Below are 19,993 nucleotides of genomic sequence, written 5' to 3' on the forward strand. Positions count from 1 at the left end.
GCGAAGCCGTCGTCAAGGATTCGATGGACACAATCTTCTTCTGCCGTTTTTCGTCGGTCAATGTTGCTGGGAACGCGTTCATTCATATGCCGGTGACAACCGCTCGCGTTGTACGATCTCCGACAAGTGTCGATCCTGCGACATAAGGCAGTGCGCTGCAGCATGTTGCTTTTGAACGGTTTTCTCCTTTGGCACGGTACATGCTTCGTCGTCCAAGAACGCACACTAAGCGTTCGGAACTGCCCATCGTGTTGGTGCGAACATCGAGGCGTGATTCTATGCGAGAAACTCATCTTTTCACCCTCGCCGTTGAACACTTCTATGGAAGCCACAAGCAGGTCAAGCAATGGTGTGTGGCCAATTACTGTCATTCTCCGGCGGCTCGCAGTCTCAATCCGGTACCCCCACCTTCGTCATCAAGCAGCTCATACCACCTTCATGGCCAACACTACTAATGGAGAGAAACGTGAACATCATAAAAATTCTCTATGCGAGTATCACCGCGGCGATCGTCGCTGTGGCTGGTGCAGCTGAAGCAGCCGACTTTATCAGCGCACACGATGCGGCCGAAATCGCGGCTAGCCCTACCCCATGGCAGGTGCGCCTGCGCGCACTCGACGTCATCACAAGAGACTCTGGCCGCGTTGATGGATTAGCAGGCTCCGCCCTCTCTTTCTCTGACACTGTCGTCCCAGAATTCGATATCTCCTATTTCTTCAATGACAATATAGCGGCCGAGCTCATCCTCGGCACGACATATGCAAGGGTCCAAGGCGGTGGCTCAATTGCCGGTTTAGGTGAGCTCGGCAAGACTTGGCTGCTGCCGCCGACGTTAACCCTGCAATACCATTTCACCGACTTTGGTGCCTTCCGACCCTATGTGGGCGCCGGCGTGAACTATACGGTCTTCTACAATCAGTCAGGCAAATCCGCTGACAGGCTCGACGTCAAGAACGCGTTTGGTACGGTCTTGCAAGTTGGTTTTGACTACATGATCGATGATCATTGGGGCTTCAACGCAGACGCGAAGAAGATCTTCTTGAGGCCGGATTTCGATGCTAACGTCGGCGGAAGGAATGTCACTGGCAAAGCGAAGCTTGATCCCTTGCTCTTCGGCGTTGGCATTACCTATCGTTTTTAATTCGCTTCGGCGATATCAAGCATCCTCGGAGCTAGATATCGAGGAATCGTTCGCAGCAGTCGCCCCTTGGCCGACCTTAGGGCTAAAGCTCTCCTTCAAATTAGAGCTGATGCTTTTTAGGTCCGGTCATATCCGGGTTCGGTAAGGTAATCATCGCATTCTTGCGGGGCGACGACGTTGAGGTTTGTCCACAGTCAGTCGTAGATGGCCTGCCGTGACCTGGCTTGCACCTCTTGGCGAAGAGCTTTTCGATTGACGGTGTGGGTGGCTCCTGCTCCCGGCGTTTGCGCCATAGTTGTCGTCCCGAGCGAAGGAGCCATCCATGTCTGAGCGCGGCCACAGCTGTATCGACCCGCAAAGAGCGTCTTTCAGTCCAGATGAGAGCGGTCGGGTTGTCGTGCGCCGCCAGCTTCGCCGCAGCCAGTTGTTTGCTTGATCGGCATGGGGGCTTGCGCAGGTTCTCACGGTTTTGGGGCGGCTTCAGGAAATCGCACGCAGATCCGCAATGTGGTCCGGGCGCACTTGACAAAGTTCGGCATCATAGCGGCGAAGGGTCGCCCATCACTGCGATCCGCGGCCATCTCGCCGAGGGGTAGTAGCGACGGAGGGACTTCCATGTGTCCGAGCTTGTGGCGGCGATCGAGGCTGACCGCTCCAGCATTCCTGAGATGCCCGACCGATCTTGCGCCTGCTTGTGGAACGGTTGCGTCGCTGGACGAGAGGGTGGCGCTGCTGGAAGGTCCACGGCGCGCCGAAGAGGATGCCGAAGCAAGCGGCTGATGATGATTTCCTGGAACCGGGCCGACCACCCCGACCGCACTTGTTGCACTGGCGCCCGCAGCGGCAGACCAAGAGAGGGGGCGCGACATTGCGGCGTGCTGGGGCACACGCCGCTGCAGCGTTCTACGGCGTCACGCCGCCGTCAGCACGGCCGCCCGGCAGGACAAGAAGTCCTCTTATACATCTTCAAGTCAAATTCTCCTTGTCCGCCTTCGGCGTGGGGGAAATCGTTTGCGGAGTCGCACAGAGAGCGCCGTAACAAACCTTCTCGCCCTTGTAGTTGGCGAGGGTCTGCAGCAAACCCGGTAGAAAGTCCCGTTTCAGTTCGTCCGGCATAGGCTCTGGACCGTCCAGCGCCTTTATTGCCAGCTCCAACAACGCGATCGCGCGATCTTTGTTGCCGATCTCATGATAGTAGTGAGCGACCGCCCGATAAGACAGGAACTTAGGGACGTCGTCTGGTGAGGGATTTGGTGCCAGGATGTGTTCGGAGAGCTCCTTACCCATCGCAAAGCGCTCAGCAGCCGGAAACCCCGAATAGTCATTTGCCGGATGGAAGAGTTGGTCTATCGCCATAATCATCCAATGCTCGGAGTTTCGGTCGATTGCGTCGCGAACCAATTGGCGTATGACGGGCAAGCCGGTCTGCATGTCGCGCATCCTGTGAAGCAACAGGTGCGCATGAGCTACGCGGAAATTGATGTCGTCCGGCATCAAGGCGATGCCGTCTTCGATTGCCGAGAGGGCCGTCTTCCAATCCTTTGCCTTCACCGCCGCCCAAAATTTGTCATTGATCGGCTTCTTCAACGCTTGTTCTCGCGCTGTGTGTTCCGTTTTGGCGATCCGCTCCCTATCGGCGGCTTTCGCTTGATCACTGGTGCGCCAGCTGCCGTCAAGCACTTGCGGCAAAACGTCATAGAGTGACATCGGGTGACCTATAAAGGCAATGTGGCCGTCTCGGTCGATCACGAACGAGGTCGGAATCCCAACAGAAAAGCTCGGTTCCATCCAACGCTTGTTCATTTCGCCTGTGGAGTCGAATGCGATCCGATAGTTCAGATTCGAGCACTTTTCGGTCAACCACGCGTCCAACTTGGTTCGGGCCTCATCGGCCGTTGGAGCGTGTTCATGTGCCGCAACACCGACGACCTCAAGTCCGCTGTCTTTGTATTGCTCCTGGAGCTGCACCAGATGCGGCATCGCCGCCACACAGGGTCCGCACCAAGTTGCCCAAAACTCGACGATGTAGACTTTGTCCGGCTGAAAGTTCGCGAGGGGCTCGCCACGCAGCCAGTTCTGCACTTTGATCGCTGGAGCCGGAGACCCCATACGCAAGACCATATCGTTCCCCAAAGTTATTTCAGAAGGTTGCCCGATTTTATGCATGAGTTTGTTTCCCTGTTAGAGACAAGGTAAACGGGTTCAATGGGAAGAGAGCGTCGCTCCTCCTTGCGCCTCTGCCCTCACTCATTGCTGCAAAGGGCGTGCCAGCCGCGCTTAGCAGGCATAAGTCCTGATTGTGCTTTGGAAGCTCCCAGCATCCCTCGATGGCCGCCTGTATTGGACCTGCTGTTGTCACGTTCGAGCCACACCTCCTGTCGGGTTTTAGACACGTGCTCCGCGGTGAGCGGCGCTAAGATCCAGAGATAGCGTGCGACACGCCCGCATGACGTCCTTTGACGGCAGGAGACCGTGACACAAAACGGTAGTTCCTGACATCGATCTTACCTGGTCCAGATCACGCGTGGCCGGCTAGCAGACCGGGCTGCGCCCATCGCACTCCCAAGCGGTAGGGAAAACCCGTGACAAACACGGCAAGGGCCAAAAGCGCCGCCCGAGATTTGATGAGCGTTGGCAGCGACTTCGTTTGGGAGCCACTCCGCTCCGTCCTTCGATTATATTTGACTTCCACTGCATGCGTGCTGCACGCACTCGCTCCGACCCAGCTTCCCTCCAGCTGAAGCCGCACAGGCAGGGTGTAGATGAATAGGTCCAGAGAGCGGTCAGCGCCCGCTCGTCTGAATTCGTGAGATGTCGTCAATTGCTGAACTGCTGGCTCGTTTACGAGTCAATTGTTCTTTTCCGGTTTGCTCAAGCTATTGCTGTCGAGAAACCTACCCTCGCTGTTCCGATCGATGAGTTCAATGCTCATCCCCGTGTTGGGGCATCGACTTACCTGTGTCAGGCCAGCACTCTCAACAGCGGTCGTGTCAAAGGACAGCCCTCGCTCTTTGAGAGTATCGACCGCCGCCGGTACATCGTCGACGGCCAAGGCAACATGATAGAGGCCGGCCCCAAAATTTTCGACAAGTTGATAAACCTGAGACTCTGGCCCCGTACCTTGGCAAAGCACGAAGCACATCCCGTCGCGAACCATGTCCGCACAAACCGTCCCTGCACCCTTACCTACGTGCAAACGCTTGAGCTTAAAGCCAAGGACATCTTGAAACAAATGAATTGCGTCGTCTAAATTGCGAACAGCTAAGGCGATGTGATCAGGGGGCAATCGCGCCAGACCTCCCGCCGCCACGAGCCCATGACCTTCTTGGAGAGACATTTCCCTGACCAGCATGGCCTCTCGTTTTCTCGCCGGATCACGAATAGCTAGAGGGGGGACGAGGCCAGAAAACTACCCACACCTTCCTCATCCCGCTCCAGGCGCGGCCACCAGCCAGTTGGCAACGACAAGGGGGCTACTCCGCCAGCTTGCGTTCTCTTCCATAGCTCGTGAACCAGCGTGTCGCATATTCAACATTGTTCAACATCGGACATTACAGAGTCCGCCAAGCGTCACGCGCGAGACCGGCAGGGGACGGAACTGCTCCATCGTTCTGGAATTGGTCATCCTCGGTCCGCTCTCTGCTCGTTTTGCCGTGATGCCCACCTGCACCGGGCCCAGCCGGCGGCGGCCGCCGGTGGATTTTCGTGATGCCAAGGTTGGCTGGCGCCGGCGAAGCTCGCCACCGACGCCATGGCTCTCGCCAAATTCTCAGCTTGCTCAAACGGAGAACGACCTTTCTCATATGGAGTGTCAGTGGTAGGACCTTTAATCGCAGCAGTTTGAGTCATCTTCTTCGGCGCTTTGTCTTCCTCTTCTTGAAGTTTTCACGCTGAGGCCAACAATGCGCCTACCGAGGCGGTCGGCCAATACTGCGGAGTCGCCAACGACCACCTCCACATCCTCGCGGGAGACAAAATGACCGCCATCTCGAGCAAGGCTCCGTTGCGCGAGACGGCGGACCATCTCCTTGACATAAGCCGCGCTGCTGTCCTCTGACCGCGCGACGGCATCGGCCATGGCTCCGTTCTCGAAAACGAGTGCATGACCATACAGCTTGATCAGCCGCTCGCGGCAAACAGCGTCGGGGAGCGGAACCTCAATAGCTTCGTCCACGCGGCCTGGGCGCGAGGCGAGCGCGTCTTCAATGTCCTCCGGCCGATTCGTCGTTAGGATGAAGAAAATGTCTGCATCTGCTGCAAGACCATCCATTTCGTTCAACAGACGATTGAGGAGGCCTTCGGCTTTGTAACTATAAATATCTTCTCGCGACCGGCCCACCAGATCGACGTCCTCCAGCACGACGATGCTCGGCTGCAGGGTACGGGCCAGCCCGATGTAGTACTGGATCGCGAACGGGATCGTCATCTGCTCAGCCGTGACCAGAATGGTGGTGCGCCCCGGTAGGTTCGCAGAAAGATAACGGATGACGTGCGTCTTGCCGGTGCCAGGTGGCCCGTAGAGCAGAATACCCTTTTTCACTGATTGGCCGCGGCGCTTCAGCCCCTCTCGGTGTCGATCAAATTCGAGGATGTGAGTGTCGAGACGCGCCATAGTTGCTTCGGAAAGCACCACGTCTTCCCGCTGTATGTTAGGAAGGCGATGAACGCGCATCGTACCCTGCATCCCATTCTCGCCTGTATCGAGCTCGAAGGAGAGAACCTTGTTGCGATAATACCGTGATCTCTCGCCCGCGGCCTGGATGTTCCGAAGAAATCCGCGCGATAAGGCGGATGCCTCCTCGCCGGGCAGATGAGCGATTTCTACTTGAAGCACCCGGCGCCAGTAGTCATGGAACTGCGACAGAAGAATCGCGACCGGCTCGTGGCCGATCTGGAATAGCCACAGAGCGTTGTGCAGAGAAGCGAAAGGCTCAGCTCCGCCGATGTCGATGTCCTCATATCGCAACGGCGTCAGCGAAACGGCGCGGCCTCCCTCGCGAATGACCAGGTCTGCCAGCTTCATGGGGAAGCGCTCGTCTTGCTGCTGGACGCCGACAAGCTTGGGAGACAGAGGTGCGATCTGCTCTTCAATGACGGTTTGAATGTCTGGCAGGAGATGTGGAGCAAACCTTCGGCGGGAGCTAACGAGACCGGTCAAATCATCGTTCTTGAAATGGCGATGAAGGGCTTGCCATGCGAAGCGGTCTATACTGGTCATGATATACTTTCGACGTTTGTTTCTGGGATGAGTTTTGCGGAGCCGTACATTTGCCATCCTGGCCGGGACCTTGCACAGGCCGCGGGCACCCTCAGGTGCAAAGTTCACGGAGAGCATCCGGTTTGATGATGTCGATCGTCCTTGCGCCTCTAAGAGCGATGACGCTGCGGTCTTTGAGTTTTGTCATCACGCGCGATACTGTCTCGATCGTGAGGCCGAGATAGTCGGCAATGTCCTGCCGCAACATCGGCAAACCATGTCGTTCCCCAAAGCTATTTCAGAAGGTTGCGCGACTTTATGCATGAGTTTGTTTCCCTGTTAGCGTGAGGCCCACGGGTTCAAGGGAAGAGAGCATCGCTCCTCCTTGCGCGTCTGTCCTTACTCACTGTTGCAAAGGGCGTGCCAGCCGCGCTTAGCAGGCAGTAAGTTCCTGATTGTGCTTTCGAAGCTCCCAGCATGCTGTCAATGGCCGCCTGTATTGGACCTTGTTGTCACGTTCGAGCCACACCTCCTGTCGGGTTTTAGACACGTGCTTCGCGCGCGGTGAGCGGCGCTAAGATCCAGAGATAGCGTGCGACACGCCGCATGACGTCCTTTGACGGCAGGAGACCGTGACACAAAACGGTAGTTCCTGACATCGATCTTACCTGGTCCAGATCACGCGTGGCCGGTAGCAGACCGGGCTGCGCCCATCGCACTCCCAAGCGGTAGGGAAAACCCGTGACAAACACGGCAAGGGCCAAAAGCGCCGCCCGAGATTTGATGAGCGTTGGCAGCGACTTCGTTTGGGAGCCACTCCGCTCCGTCCTTCGATTATATTTGACTTCCACTGCATGCGTGCTGCACGCACTCGCTCCGACCCAGCTTCCCTCCAGCTGAAGCCGCACAGGCAGGGTGTAGATGAATAGGTCCAGAGAGCGGTCAGCGCCCGCTCGTCTGAATTCGTGAGATGTCGTCAATTGCTGAACTGCTGGCTCGTTTACGAGTCAATTGTTCTTTTCCGGTTTGCTCAAGCTATTGCTGTCGAGAAACCTACCCTCGCTGTTCCGATCGATGAGTTCAATGCTCATCCCCGTGTTGGGGCATCGACTTACCTGTGTCAGGCCAGCACTCTCAACAGCGGTCGTGTCAAAGGACAGCCCTCGCTCTTTGAGAGTATCGACCGCCGCCGGTACATCGTCGACGGCCAAGGCAACATGATAGAGGCCGGCCCCAAAATTTTCGACAAGTTGATAAACCTGAGACTCTGGCCCCGTACCTTGGCAAAGCACGAAGCACATCCCGTCGCGAACCATGTCCGCACAAACCGTCCCTGCACCCTTACCTACGTGCAAACGCTTGAGCTTAAAGCCAAGGACATCTTGAAACAAATGAATTGCGTCGTCTAAGTTGTGAACAGCTAAAGCGATGTGATCAACACTGCAAAATAGTGGACTAGAATGGCTACCCGTTTCGCTAGAGTTTTGCCGAGCGGCATTGATTGGCGAGTTCACAAACCCATTCATTTGTTGAGTCCTTCTACTTTCGGTAGCGGGATGAATCACCAGGCAGCAGCCTGGCAACAGGGTGACGACAGGAGTAGCCTCATCAGCGGGCCGTTCAGGGTAACTGAGTTCAATCTGACCAAACTGGTCAGATAGGATGACATCGCGGCTCTTCATTCCTCGCCTGCACATACTGCGCCAAAACATAAAACCTTTTTAGAACAACCTGGTAGCGCTAATCCTCTAAAGTCGTATGTCCGACATTGTCATACATCGCGCAACGCAGCCCACCTGCGGAAGCGCCCCGACCAAGCGACGCTTATATCAGTTGACGCCTCAACAGCGGGCAAACGGATAAAGGGATTCCTGGGCCGTCAAAAACCTGGCGCACGGCACGCGGATCGGGATGAGCTTGCGGAAAATACAAGCATGCTTATAGCAATTCCCGTCACTGCTGCTGCGGCTTCCTTGCTGACGTTGACGGTGACACGCGCGCGCCTCGACCAGCTGCTTCAGCGTCATGGGGTCGCCAACTAGGTATCCTCGCGGATACTGGCGCTGTCAGAGAGACCTTCGCCCACGCACTCTTTCTCGGCACCGAGATGGATGGCCTTAAGCGTCACCGACATTGATGCTTCCGGAAGAAGGGCATCGCAACGGAGGGCGCCTGCTCGAGTTGCGCCTCGCGCGGCAGGCAAGTATAGGTCTCGCCGAACGGGCCTGACGCGATGGCGTGCGCGCCGCGCACGAAATCGGTCTGGCGCACGAACGAGCGGTTCACGGTGATCGCGTCCTTCAGCTGCGCGACCGCGGCGACGAGCAGGGACTGTTTGCGAGTTGCGCTTCCGCCTGACTCACGTCGGTACGCGTACCCTCGCCCACGTCGAGGCGGCTCTGGGCCGCGTTCAACTGTTCACGAAGGAAGGTCAGGTTCTGACGGCGGATCGAAACGATCTGGTGGTCGCGGGCGATGTTCGCGTAAGATTGCGCAGCCGATGAAGGATCTGGACCTCCTTGGCCTTCAGACTCTCGCAGCTCGATAACACGTTCGACTCGGCCGCTCTGACATTGTTCAGGGTCTGAAATCCATCAAACATCGTTTGCGTGATGGAGATGCCTACCTGCCCCTTGTGAAAGTCGCGCGTACCGGTTGCCTCCGAGTCGACGCGCGTGAGCATGCCGGTCGCCGCACCAGAAACGCGCGGCCGGTACCTTGGCCTTGGCGATCGGAATCCCCTCGTCCGTTGCCCGCAGACCCGCGCACGCGTTGAGATCCCGGTTGTCGGGACGCAAGGCTCACGGCCCGGGCGGAAGCGGCAAGCCGAGATTCAGCCGGCCATGAGCGCAGCCATCGCACGGCTACGTCACCTCTCCAACCGCCGTTGCGGTTCTTTCCTGACTTTTCCCCATCCGTTCCCCCTCGGCGGCTCTTTGAGACTTATCCGAGTCTCTCCGTGTAGTGTCGGTGCCCTTCAGTATCGGCCCGCGATCCTCTCCCGAAAGAACGGTGAGGTCGAAACCGACAACCGCAGCGTGTCGCTATAGATGAACTGACCGGGACCACCCCTTCGGTGCGAACACTTCATGCCACCGGTAGTGAAGCGTGCGGACCAGCCGCGCGACCTAAGGTGAGTAGCCGCTCGGATCGCTTGCCATCTTGCGTGCGCTGCATCACATCAGGATCGACGAAGGCACCTTACGACGCACGCATAGAGCTGCGACGGGTCCAGTCCCGGAGACCACGCAGAAGGGCGGCCCGAGAGCCGCCCTTCGATCCGGATGGATCAACCTGTGCTAAGGCTTTCGCGCTATCACATCATGTCCATGCCGCCCATTCCGCCCATTCCGCCCGGCATTGCCGGAGCGTCCTTCTTCGGCAGCTCGGCGATCATGGCTTCGGTGGTGACGAGGAGGCCAGCAACCGAGGCTGCATCCTGGAGCGCGGTGCGAACGACCTTGACCGGGTCGATGATGCCCATGGCGATCATGTCGCCATATTCGCCGGTCTGGGCGTTGTAGCCGAAGTCGTCGGTGTTCTTCTCGAGGATCTTGCCGACCACGATGGAGGCTTCGTCACCAGCGTTTTCGACGATCTGACGGGCCGGAGCCTGCAGAGCGCGGCGAACGATGTTGATGCCCGCTTCCTGGTCGTCGTTTTCACCCTTGACGGTGATCTTGACGGAGGAGCGCAGCAGGGCAACGCCGCCGCCCGGTACGATGCCTTCCTGAACAGCAGCGCGCGTCGCGTTGAGCGCGTCGTCGATACGGTCCTTCTTTTCCTTCACTTCGACTTCCGTCGCACCGCCGACGCGGATCACGGCGACGCCGCCGGCGAGCTTGGCAAGACGTTCCTGCAGCTTTTCGCGGTCGTAGTCGGAGGTGGTTTCTTCGATCTGCGCCTTGATCTGGGCAACGCGGCCTTCGATGTCCGACTTCTGGCCGGCACCATCGACGATCGTCGTGTTTTCCTTGTAGATCGAGACCTTCTTCGCACGGCCGAGCATGTCGAGCGTGACGTTTTCGAGCTTGATGCCGAGATCTTCGGAGATCACCGTGCCGCCCGTCAGGATGGCGATGTCTTCGAGCATGGCCTTGCGGCGGTCGCCGAAGCCAGGAGCCTTGACGGCAGCGATCTTCAGGCCGCCGCGCAGCTTGTTTACGACCAGCGTAGCGAGAGCTTCGCCCTCGACGTCTTCAGCGATGATGAGGAGCGGCTTGCCGGTCTGGACGACGGCTTCGAGAACCGGGAGCATGGCCTGGAGGTTCGAAAGCTTCTTCTCGTGCAGGAGAATGAAAGCGTCTTCGAGGTCCGCGACCATCTTTTCCGGGTTGGTGACGAAGTAGGGCGACAGGTAGCCGCGGTCGAACTGCATGCCTTCGACGACTTCGAGTTCGGTTTCGGCGGTCTTGGCTTCTTCAACCGTGATGACGCCTTCGTTGCCGACCTTCTGCATCGCTTCGGCGATGTCGAGGCCGATCTGCTTTTCACCGTTTGCCGAGATCGTGCCGACCTGGGCAACTTCTTCCGAAGTGTTGATCTTCTTGGCCTTGGCGAGCAGGTCCTTGACGACTTCGGTGACGGCGAGATCGATACCGCGCTTCAGGTCCATCGGGTTCATGCCGGCAGCAACGGCCTTGGCGCCTTCGCGAACGATCGCCTGGGCGAGAACGGTTGCGGTCGTGGTGCCGTCGCCGGCGATATCATTGGTCTTCGAAGCGACTTCGCGGACCATCTGGGCGCCCATGTTCTCGAACTTGTCTTCGAGCTCGATTTCCTTGGCGACCGTCACACCGTCCTTGGTGATGCGCGGAGCGCCGAACGACTTGTCGATGACGACGTTACGACCCTTCGGGCCAAGCGTTACCTTGACTGCATCGGCGAGGATGTCGACGCCGCGCAGCATCTTTTCGCGCGCGCTGCGGCCGAACTTGACTTCTTTTGCTGTCATTTTGATAGCTTTCCTGGTTTCGAAATTCCGGAACGTGCCCGGTTTCAAATTGCGGAAGTTTGGAGGGTTGCCGGCGATCAGCCGATAATGCCCATGATGTCGGCTTCCTTCATGATCAGAAGGTCTTCGCCGTTGATCTTGACTTCGGTGCCGGACCACTTGCCGAACAGGACGCGGTCGCCAGACTTAACGTCGAGCGGTACAACCTTGCCGCTTTCGTCGCGAGCGCCCGAACCGACAGCCACGATTTCGCCTTCCTGCGGCTTTTCCTTCGCGGTGTCCGGAATGATGACGCCGCCCTTGGTCTTTTCTTCAGACTCGACGCGGCGGACCACAACGCGGTCGTGCAGCGGACGGAAATTGGTGCTTGCCATTGTCTATTCCCTTGATCAAGTGACAGTGTGGATCTTCATCGATCCGGTGGAGGTGCTAGCACTCTTCACAAGCGAGTGCTAGCGTCGCCGCGATAATCCTCAGTTCTCAAGCCTCGGCAGCGATATCTCGCGGCATGAATTCTGCCGCCGAGACGGACGGCATTTCCCAGTCGATAGTCATCCTTTCTTTCCCTCGAGCGCTTTCTTCCCCTCGAGGGGCGGTCCGACGATCATCAAGGCGGGGGCAGCGGAGAGAAGCCGTCTCGCGGCCGACCGGACGTCCGCAACGGTTACGGCCTGGATTAACTGTCCCCGCCGGTCGATATAGTCAATGTCTAGACCTTTCAGCTGGAGTTCGACCAGAGTGTCGGCGACCGCGCTCGATGAATTGAGGTTGCCGATCGTATAACCGCCGATGATATTTTTCTTCGCCGCTTCGAGCTCCTCCTCGGTGACGTCCTCGTCCACCATCCGCCTCACCTCGGCGCGAATGAGGGAGAGCGTCTCTGCGGCGCAATCGGGGCGGGTGCTCGTGTCGATGACCAGCGCCGAGGCATGGTCACTGATCTCGAGGCTAGATTCGATGCTGTAAGCGAGCCCTCGCTTCTCGCGCACCTCGTTCCAAAGCCTGGACGTGAACGCGCCACCACCGAGGATGTGGTTCATCAGATAGGCCGCGAAGAACTGCGGGTCTTTGTAGCTGATCCCCGAATAGGCCAGGTGCAGCCGATTCTGAGGTAAATCATCGTGGACGCGAACTTCCTGCCCCAGCTTCGGCGTCGTTTCCGCCACGGGCATTAGAAAGGGATGGGCAGGTAAACCGCCGAATATACGATCCAGGTCGCGCTTGAGCGCGCGGGCATCGATCGCCCCCGCCACTGCGATGGTAACATTGCCGCGCGCGAAAAGCCGATGGTGAAAGGCTTTCAAATCGAAGGTCGTGAGAGCGGCTAGGGTTTGCGCGGTGCCCTCCTTGCGCCTGGAATACGGATGATCGCCATAGATCGCCTTCATCCATGCAACCTCCGCGGCCGTCTGCGGATCCTTGGCTCCCGCCATGATGCCGGAGACGATCTGAGCGCGAATGCGGTCCAGCGACGCTTGGTCGAAGCGCGGCTGCTCGATCGCCAGCCGGAGCAATTCAAAGGCCTCATCCTTCCGATCGGCAAGCACCCGCATATACCCGTAAACCGCATCGCGCCCGGCGTCGAATTTCATCTCGGCGCCAACATCATCCAGTCGCTGCTGAAAGGCATTGCTGTCAAGATCTCCGGCCCCCTCGTTAAGCAACCCGCTCATGAGATTGGCGAGGCCTTCCTCACCCGGAAGCTCCTGCGCGCTGCCGCCCCGGAACGCGAAACGGATCGTTACGATCGGTACCGCATAATCCTCCACCAGCCAGGCCTTCATCCCGCTCGATGAGTTAACCTCTTGAATTGCCATGGCCGCCCGAGCGTGCGTCGTCGCGGCAAGGCTCAGCAATACGAGCACGACTAGCAGTGACTTGGCCGCCCCGAGCGGCGGTCTGTTGAACATCATCATCATCGCTTTTGATCCCCCGAAAATGTGTTTGCCGGCGGCAGCAGATATCCCGCCACGGACCGGTCCGGATTAAGGTACTTCTTGGCAACCGCCTGCACCTCTCGCGCAGTTACTGCACGGACCCTCAACGGCCATACCTGCAAGTCGTACGCAGTACTGCCGGTCGCAAGCGCCTCGCCGTAGAGCTGGGCGATTTCCTGTTGGCTGTCGCGTGCGAAGATGACCGAGCGCACCAAGCGGTTCTTGGCGTTCTCGAGCTCGACGTCGGGAACCCCGGCGTCGATGATTTTCCGAACTTCAGTGTCGATGGCGTCTTCCACCGCTTGAACCTTTGCCTCGCCCAGCGGCGAGCCAAAAATTGTGAAGCTCGTCGGATCGAGCGATCTTCCCCAGAAATAGGCACCGCCCGAGGAGGCTATTCCCTGTCTCACCACCAATTCCTGATAGATCCGGCTGCGCTTTCCTCCGCCGAGAATCTCCGACAGAAGATCGAGGGCTTCCGCTTCGCCCGGCTCGGCCGTTGCGTACGACGTGGTCACCCAAGATTTCTCGAAGCTCGCCACGGTCACACGCGGGTCGGTGAGCACGACGGTTCGTTTGGTGTTCTGCTCCGGCTCTTGCGGCCTCACCCGCGGCGGCAGTTCGCGGCCACGCGGTACGGCCCCGTAGGTCTTCTCTGCCAGCCTGTGCACGGTCCCGGTGTCCACATCGCCAGCCACCACGAGTATGGCGTTGTTCGGCGCGTAGTAGCGGTCGTAGAACGCTACGGCGTCCTCGCGACTGAGCCGTTCCATCTCGTGCATCCAACCGATGACCGGGATGCGGTAAGGATGGTTTTGATAGAGGGTCGCCCGCATTTCCTCCTCGAGGAGCGCCTCGGGAATGGCTTCGACACGGCCGCGCCGCTCCTCCAGAATGACATCGCGCTCCGGCACGATTACCGCGTCGGTGAGTACAAGCTGGCGCATCCGGTCAGCTTCTAATTCCATCATCGTCCCGAGGGACTCCGGCGTGACCGTCTGGTAATAGGCGGTGTAGTCGGACGATGTGAATGCGTTCTGCTCGCCGCCAATCTCACTGACCTTTGCGCTAAACTCGCCGGCCGGGTGCTTCTTCGTGCTCTTGAACATCAGATGCTCTAAGAAATGAGCGATGCCGGATTTGCCGGGTAGCTCATCGGCATTCCCGACCTTGTACCAGACCATTTGCGTGACGATTGGCGCCCGATGATCGGGTATGACGACCACGTGCATGCCGTTGCTCAGCATGAAATTTCCGATCTCGGACTTGCCGCGCGGTGCCTCGACGGCCGCCGCTTCCCAGGTCATGAGAGGCTGCAGCGCGATCATGCTCAGGACAAATGCCCGAATTCGCGAAACCATCCTAGCATGGGTCACCGGGCGCCCTCCCCCAGTCGCCGCGGCCGTGCGCGCTCTGCGGGCTCCCAGGAAATCGTCGGTTTGAAGCGAATGTGAGAGTTGGCGTTCGCGCGAGGACAACCGACGCAAAAGTGCCTGCTCAGCCTCGGCCGGATTATTCCTTGGCGAGTACGGCCTCTTCATTCTTCTGCATATGGAACATTCTGCTGTAGAATAAGCGGACGCAGACCCCGCTAGAAAGAACTTTGCTGACATTCGACATCTCCGCGCCATTATGGTGGTCCCTGTGGCAAATGACTCAATGCAACATGCGTGCCAGAGGAAAACTCTTTTAAATACAACGTGATCGATGAAACCAGCTGTGTCGCATGTCCAACATTGTCGTTCATGGGACAATGCTAAGCGACATAGACCCGTCACACTCCCGTTGCCAAAGCAGGGCAGTCGACCATTCACGAGATGATGCGCCTACGGGCCCTAGTTTGGTCGCGTAAACGCTCACATTCATCGGCTCCGCCGTGGGTGTATTTGTGAATGCGTGCGGGCACCTACCCGCGTAGCGCCTGTGAGGTCAAGAAGTAACCCGACGATGAGCAGACATAAAAGCCCAGCGTGATCAAGGCCTGCTTTCCGCCGGCAAAAGCACTCTTAAGGCGCAGTGAAACAGGTCGGCATCACGGAACGTCCGAGGACCTCGTTGCGCTCGAAGAGGATTACGAGCATCTTCGTGAGCTGAGGGCCGATCGGTTGCGAGCGACTGGGATCGATCTAATACATCCCATACATGAGGTTGCTGCTCCCCTCGGCGGATGAGACATCTGCCCTGGTTTGTCGAAGACCTAAGGAGAGCAGCGATGGAATATTACGTTGGCTTGGACGTCAGTCTCAAGAGCACGCACATCTGCATTATGGACCACGATCGGCAGGTGGTGTGGCGCGGGAGCGCGGATGCGCAGGCGCTTGCCGAGATGCTGGCAAGCGGCTGGTATTCGGCGGTGCATGTGAAGACCATGGAAAGCCATCGGTTGAAGGCATTGCTCGGAGCGCGTGAGCAACTGGCCAATGTGAAGCGCCAGCTTTACAGGCAGGTCCGTGGGCTCCTGCGTCCGTTTGGCATCAAGATCTCGGCAGAGCGCACCGCGACGGACAAGGGGGACGCATGTGCAATCGGTGTCGGATCGAGGTCGAGTTTGACCAGCTGTGGCACGCGGGCAGGCCGCACGGCGACATGACCAACCGTGCGAACTCGACGACCGAGGTGTTTCCCGACAAACCCGGGCCTCTCATCCGCAACACGGTCGGAGGCGAACGCGAGCTGGTAAATCCCACCTGGGTGATGCCGTCGCCGCCATTCGTCAGAGGGCAAACCGGATTACGCGTCACCAACATTCGCAACGTAATCACCGCACTGGCGGCGCTGGCTGACGCCGCAATACCGCTGCGTTGTGCCTTAGACGGCGCTCTGTGAATACGAAGATACGAGCCCTGGAAGGTCCGCGTCCGAACCCGCCTCGGCCCAATACATCACATAGGCGACAAGCTGCTTGTCGCCGGCGCGATCTTCGCGGGAGAAAGAACCCTTCAAGCTTTTGAACTTTGATCGAGATCAAAGCGGTCCTGTTCGAACTAGAACCTGATGCCCGAATGATATTTTTCTTCGAAATCATGGGCATTAATTGGGGACCAGTGAGATGCGAATTGGGAATAGGCACCTTGAAAGCTTTTCGGCACTACGGATCGTTGACAGACCGGGAGGGGCCTTGAGGACAATGACTGCGCGCCACGAAGCGGTTAACTCACCTGCTGCACTTCGTACCCTGAGTACGGCAACCCCACCTGCGAGGAACCCTGCACAACTAAAGACTGGGGGTGCAGAGCAAGGAGGCGAAGGGGCAACGAATAGCAGAACGGGAGGCGAGTCAAGCCTTTCCGCGCGCGTGTTGAAGTACGGCTTGTCCCTAGCCGCTGCGGGCTACGCCTACGATAAGATCGCCAACGACTTTCCCCTGTCCACCACATCGCTGCATGACGGAAAAAAAGGATTCACCTCGAGTGAGCGGCTCAGGAGGGCTCAGGGCAGCGCACGGGAATTTCACACGCGGTATCATGCGGCCGACGCTGAAACCCAGCGTCTAAATAAGCGGCCGCTCAATCCAATTCGTACCTGCGGCGATAACCAATTTGTCACCATGATTGACTACCGGGCAGCGACGCGTGTTCACGTTGCACGGCTGGTGGACTGTGCTGAGGCGCGCCGGTCGCTCATTCTGAATCTGAGTTGCATGAAGGGTCATCTCGTGAAGAACGAGTGCGTGGCCAAGTATAGACCGCCTCAGGTCCCGAAAGATTTCGACCTAACGAAGAGCCCAATGTATGATGAGAAGAACAAGTACGCGCTGACGGGGGTCTTCGACGAGCAGACCGGCGCCTACAGCTGCACGTCAAGGTCGATTACTCACCCCTTCATTAACAAAGGCGTGCAGCACTTCAGGAACTTGCGGAGCGAGAAGGGCTTAACGTTCAAAGGATGCGTCGAGAAGCTCGAACCGCTCCTCGACGATAAGACCTTCGGTCTCAGCGAAGAGGCGCAGTTTGCGGCCGGCCAGACCATTCTAAATTTCAGACAGGTATATGCTGCTGAGGCGCACTGGGGACATGCTGAGAACGTTGTGATGAAGACCCTGATCGAGCATGGTTTGCTCTCTAAGGCGGAAACCGAAAAGCTCGATGCGACGCTAATGTTCGAGGATCCACAAAAGAACAAGCTGAAGCGCAATGCCAGTTTGGTGGGGCCGTGGCTGCACAGCCTCGACACCCGGCTTCAGGAAATGCGATCAGGTTATGATCCCGAGGTACTTGAGGATCTGAACCACCGGGAGATCGCAGGCCTGAAGAACCTGCCCATCGCTCACTTCAAATTGAATGAGAAGGGCGACGGATTCGAAGATTGTTCTGGACTTGGTGACTCATTCACATGCGCAAATGGCGTCGCCTGCATCAACCACGCGCGTTTGATGAGTGGTCAGCCACGTCTCTCAAAGAAGGAGGTCATAGTGATCGTAGCGTGCCTCAACGCTGTGTACGACGACACGAGCTCAATTCGGCATACACTCCATGAGGTAGCGCGTGGCTGTTTTGTGGGCGCTGGATATACGATCGAGGATGCGGATGCGTTCTACCGCGATGTCTGCCAAAAAGCGGCGGAAGAGTATTATGGCGGCAGGAATCTGCCGGACCTGTTGCAAGGAAATCCGCCTGATGCAAGCCCTGTAGTAGGAAGCGGCCTTGGGGACAACCGGGACCTGCGAGGATCGCGTGACGATGCACTTGAGAGATTGCGAATCGCCAATCAAATGGAGAGACTCTGTGGTCCCAATTTTGCAAGGACGTCAGGACTGAGGGACAAATGACGCAAAAAAACTTCGACAATTAGCGGGCTTTCTCTAACGTCGCCTCAGCGGGTCGCGCGAAAAACCGGCAGCTGACATCGAGGTAGCGCAGCCCGCGCGGCTATCCGCGGAACTCGCGCCTCAGCGGCTTTCTCTGCCCCGACGCCAGTGGTGCCACCTCGCTATTCGACACCAAATCGTTCGAGTATCTTCTCGAGCCGAAGGTTCTGTGCACGAAGCTGTTCGCCAACAACCTCTTGAGACGCTTGTTGTCTGCGTCAAGGCGGCAAGCTCGTCGTGGGAGATCGGATTGTCAACAGTCCCGGTCTGCGCCTTTCGATCCTCGTTCGCAAGCTTAGGGACATGCACGATCGTTTGGGCGTGCTTGGCGCGCTTTCGAGGAGTGCCGATTGATTTCGTTTGACGCTGCCATGCCGTGTCGCTCTCCAGTACTTACACTGCCGCTTCGGCCGCATGATCGGCCTTATGGTGGTTCCAAATTTCGACCTCTGCGCCGTTCACAAGTGGTATCGTTGCTGGTGCAACGTCGACGTCGTCGATTCGTCCGTCGACAGTGTCTGCATTGATCGGAAAGCCTTGAGATCTGTGTCTTCCCCAGATGAGTTCGTTTGGGTTTTGGCTTTTTGTCGCCCCGACTTGAATTCGACAACGAACCTCCGTTGTGGCGTCTTCATCTACTTGCGATCCCAAGCAACCGAAAAAAAGCAACACCGAGCGGCGCCGCTGCATTCCTGCTGGCGCACCAATACAGCCCCTCCTCGCGCGCTTCAACTGCTCGCCAACGTCGCGTCTGCACGCCTTCACCCGGCAAGAGCGGAGAACAGCAGGGCTTCGTTTGCCGCGACGATGCCATTGGGGAGCCAATATAGCTTTCTGGCGTAACACGGAGGCCGCCGAAGAACGCCCGGCGTATTCCCGGTCATTGGTTAGTCGAGACCGAGCCTCTTGCGCAGTTCAGCATTTTCCGCTCGCAGTTTCTCCGCCAGTAGTTTGCGGAGCCGCTGGTTTTCCTCTTCGAGCTGGACAAGATCTGCCAACTCATCGCCGGCCGGGTGGGGCTTGGCGCCCTTAGTGTCCTTTTGCTCGACAGCCTTCGCGGCATCTTTCCAATGATAGTAGGCTTGCTCTGATATGCCGGCGCTCTTGATAGCATCCTTGAGGGTGTTGCCTTCGATGACTTGCGTCTCGATCAGCTTCAGCTTCTCGCTCTTTTCTTGCTCGGTATACGCCCTGCGTTTAGCCGCCGGTGTCTTTGATTGAGCTGGTTCGGAAGCCGCCTTCTGCGGCCTTGGCGACCTCCGCTTCTTAGCCGTTGGTACTTTCACTTCTGCGTCAGTCGCTGCAGTTGTCGCAGCAACTGGTCCCGCATTACTCTCGTCAGCCATCAGTGATTCCCTCCTTTAGCCATCGCCTGTTTTCGGCTGAGTGCTCCACAGAGTCAACACAACCATGCTTTAACGATCGTTGATGTTTGGCTTGTGCGTGGAGCCTGGCGATCGACAGTGAAAGGGTCCAGCTCTCACCCGAAATCTTCAATGCCTGGCCAGCCATCATTTGGGGCCTATCATCCCAACAATAGATTTGTTCTGTTCGCTTCTCGAAAGCTAACCATCCCAGTCATGGAATCATGAGGCTCTGGAGGACGACGCTGGCCTGACAGCGATGACCGGTCGGAAAGAGGGTACGATAATGCGACGAGTTGCGCACTTCTGCTGGCGCCCCGGTGCGTCATAGCCACCGTGACCTGTCCACCTAGGAGATGAAGTGCCGACTCTGCTCGTTGACCATCATGCGGATCTTACCCGCGCCGTGCGAGTTACGCTCGGGGATAGCGGTTTCGCCGTTGATGTAGTTGGTACACTGGAATAGGCCTCGAGTGCATTTTGTTGCGCGAGCTATGAAATTCTTCTGCTGGAGCTGGCTCTGCCAGATGGCGATGGAGCCTATTCCGCTCACGTTGGTGCTGTCGAATCTTCCGTTTAGCAAACTCGAATAG

The 19,993-nt window shown here is 57.9% G+C and carries 15 protein-coding genes and 4 pseudogenes; 5 read left to right on the forward strand and 14 right to left on the reverse strand.

Going from position 1 to position 19,993, the window contains the following annotated elements:
• Positions 1-466 precede the first annotated feature (466 nt).
• On the forward strand, positions 467-1,141 hold the full coding sequence (locus PZN02_RS30195) for an OmpW/AlkL family protein (protein WP_425336382.1): 675 nt from the start codon (positions 467-469) through the stop codon (positions 1,139-1,141).
• Positions 1,142-2,107: 966 nt separating this feature from the next.
• Here PZN02_RS30195 and PZN02_RS30200 read toward each other — a convergent pair.
• From PZN02_RS30200 to PZN02_RS30255, 12 genes and pseudogenes are all read right to left on the reverse strand, one after another.
• Positions 2,108-3,262: a TlpA disulfide reductase family protein gene (locus PZN02_RS30200; RefSeq protein ID WP_280663770.1), complete on the reverse strand. Its 1,155-nt coding sequence runs from the start codon at positions 3,260-3,262 to the stop codon at positions 2,108-2,110.
• A gap of 727 nt (positions 3,263-3,989) precedes the next feature.
• Entirely contained in the window at positions 3,990-4,493 is a 504-nt protein-coding gene (locus PZN02_RS30205; RefSeq protein ID WP_280663690.1) for a VOC family protein, read from the reverse strand.
• 474 nt (positions 4,494-4,967) lie between these two features.
• A complete protein-coding gene (locus PZN02_RS30210) occupies positions 4,968-6,359 on the reverse strand; it encodes an ATP-binding protein (protein WP_280663691.1) in 1,392 nt (463 codons plus the stop codon).
• Between the two features lie 91 nt (positions 6,360-6,450).
• A pseudogene (locus tag PZN02_RS30215) lies at positions 6,451-6,612 on the reverse strand (helix-turn-helix domain-containing protein); the annotation flags it as partial.
• Positions 6,613-7,345: 733 nt separating this feature from the next.
• Positions 7,346-8,020 (reverse strand): VOC family protein, encoded by a 675-nt coding sequence (locus tag PZN02_RS30220; protein ID WP_280663692.1) that lies wholly within the window; start codon positions 8,018-8,020, stop codon positions 7,346-7,348.
• Between the two features lie 159 nt (positions 8,021-8,179).
• Positions 8,180-8,365 (reverse strand): hypothetical protein, encoded by a 186-nt coding sequence (locus tag PZN02_RS30225; RefSeq protein ID WP_280663693.1) that lies wholly within the window; start codon positions 8,363-8,365, stop codon positions 8,180-8,182.
• Between the two features lie 97 nt (positions 8,366-8,462).
• Positions 8,463-8,624, reverse strand: coding sequence for a hypothetical protein (locus PZN02_RS30230; protein ID WP_280663798.1), 162 nt, complete (start codon positions 8,622-8,624; stop codon positions 8,463-8,465).
• A pseudogene (locus tag PZN02_RS30235) lies at positions 8,622-9,127 on the reverse strand (TolC family protein); the annotation flags it as partial. The pseudogene PZN02_RS30235 and the gene PZN02_RS30230, both read right to left, overlap by 3 nt.
• Before the next feature lie 527 nt (positions 9,128-9,654).
• Entirely contained in the window at positions 9,655-11,292 is a 1,638-nt protein-coding gene (gene groL, locus PZN02_RS30240; RefSeq protein ID WP_280663694.1) for a chaperonin GroEL, read from the reverse strand.
• 77 nt (positions 11,293-11,369) lie between these two features.
• Positions 11,370-11,666 carry a co-chaperone GroES gene (gene groES / locus PZN02_RS30245; RefSeq protein WP_280663695.1) on the reverse strand — a complete coding sequence of 99 codons (297 nt, stop codon included), beginning with the start codon at positions 11,664-11,666 and terminating at the stop codon, positions 11,370-11,372.
• A 177-nt stretch (positions 11,667-11,843) separates the two neighbouring features.
• Positions 11,844-13,208 carry a M16 family metallopeptidase gene (locus PZN02_RS30250; RefSeq protein WP_280663771.1) on the reverse strand — a complete coding sequence of 455 codons (1,365 nt, stop codon included), beginning with the start codon at positions 13,206-13,208 and terminating at the stop codon, positions 11,844-11,846.
• Positions 13,208-14,557, reverse strand: a complete 1,350-nt coding sequence (locus PZN02_RS30255) for a M16 family metallopeptidase (protein ID WP_280663696.1) — start codon at positions 14,555-14,557, stop codon at positions 13,208-13,210. Before PZN02_RS30255 ends, PZN02_RS30250 begins: the two co-directional genes overlap by 1 nt.
• 884 nt (positions 14,558-15,441) lie before the next feature.
• Between PZN02_RS30255 and PZN02_RS30260 the strand changes: the two genes are divergently transcribed.
• The 3 genes from PZN02_RS30260 to xopAG all read left to right on the forward strand — a co-directional run bounded on the left by PZN02_RS30260 (position 15,442) and on the right by xopAG (position 17,997).
• Positions 15,442-15,819 (forward strand): hypothetical protein, encoded by a 378-nt coding sequence (locus PZN02_RS30260; protein ID WP_280663697.1) that lies wholly within the window; start codon positions 15,442-15,444, stop codon positions 15,817-15,819.
• Positions 15,816-16,055, forward strand: coding sequence for a hypothetical protein (locus PZN02_RS30265; protein WP_280663698.1), 240 nt, complete (start codon positions 15,816-15,818; stop codon positions 16,053-16,055). The genes PZN02_RS30260 and PZN02_RS30265 overlap by 4 nt, the downstream gene beginning before the upstream one ends.
• Before the next feature lie 301 nt (positions 16,056-16,356).
• A complete protein-coding gene (xopAG, locus tag PZN02_RS30270; protein WP_425336383.1) occupies positions 16,357-17,997 on the forward strand; it encodes a XopAG/AvrGf1 family type III secretion system effector in 1,641 nt (546 codons plus the stop codon).
• 161 nt (positions 17,998-18,158) lie between these two features.
• On the opposite strand, the pseudogene PZN02_RS30275 reads toward xopAG, so the two are convergent.
• Positions 18,159-18,671 (reverse strand): annotated as a pseudogene (locus PZN02_RS30275) (hypothetical protein).
• A 252-nt stretch (positions 18,672-18,923) separates the two neighbouring features.
• A complete protein-coding gene (locus PZN02_RS30280; protein WP_280663700.1) occupies positions 18,924-19,382 on the reverse strand; it encodes a transposase in 459 nt (152 codons plus the stop codon).
• Positions 19,383-19,761: 379 nt separating this feature from the next.
• Here PZN02_RS30280 and PZN02_RS30285 point away from each other — a divergent pair.
• Positions 19,762-19,938 (forward strand): annotated as a pseudogene (locus PZN02_RS30285) (response regulator); the annotation flags it as partial.
• Positions 19,939-19,993: the final 55 nt, after the last annotated feature.

It is taken from the genome of Sinorhizobium garamanticum (genome assembly GCF_029892065.1).
GTDB classification, from domain to species: domain Bacteria; phylum Pseudomonadota; class Alphaproteobacteria; order Rhizobiales; family Rhizobiaceae; genus Sinorhizobium; species Sinorhizobium garamanticum.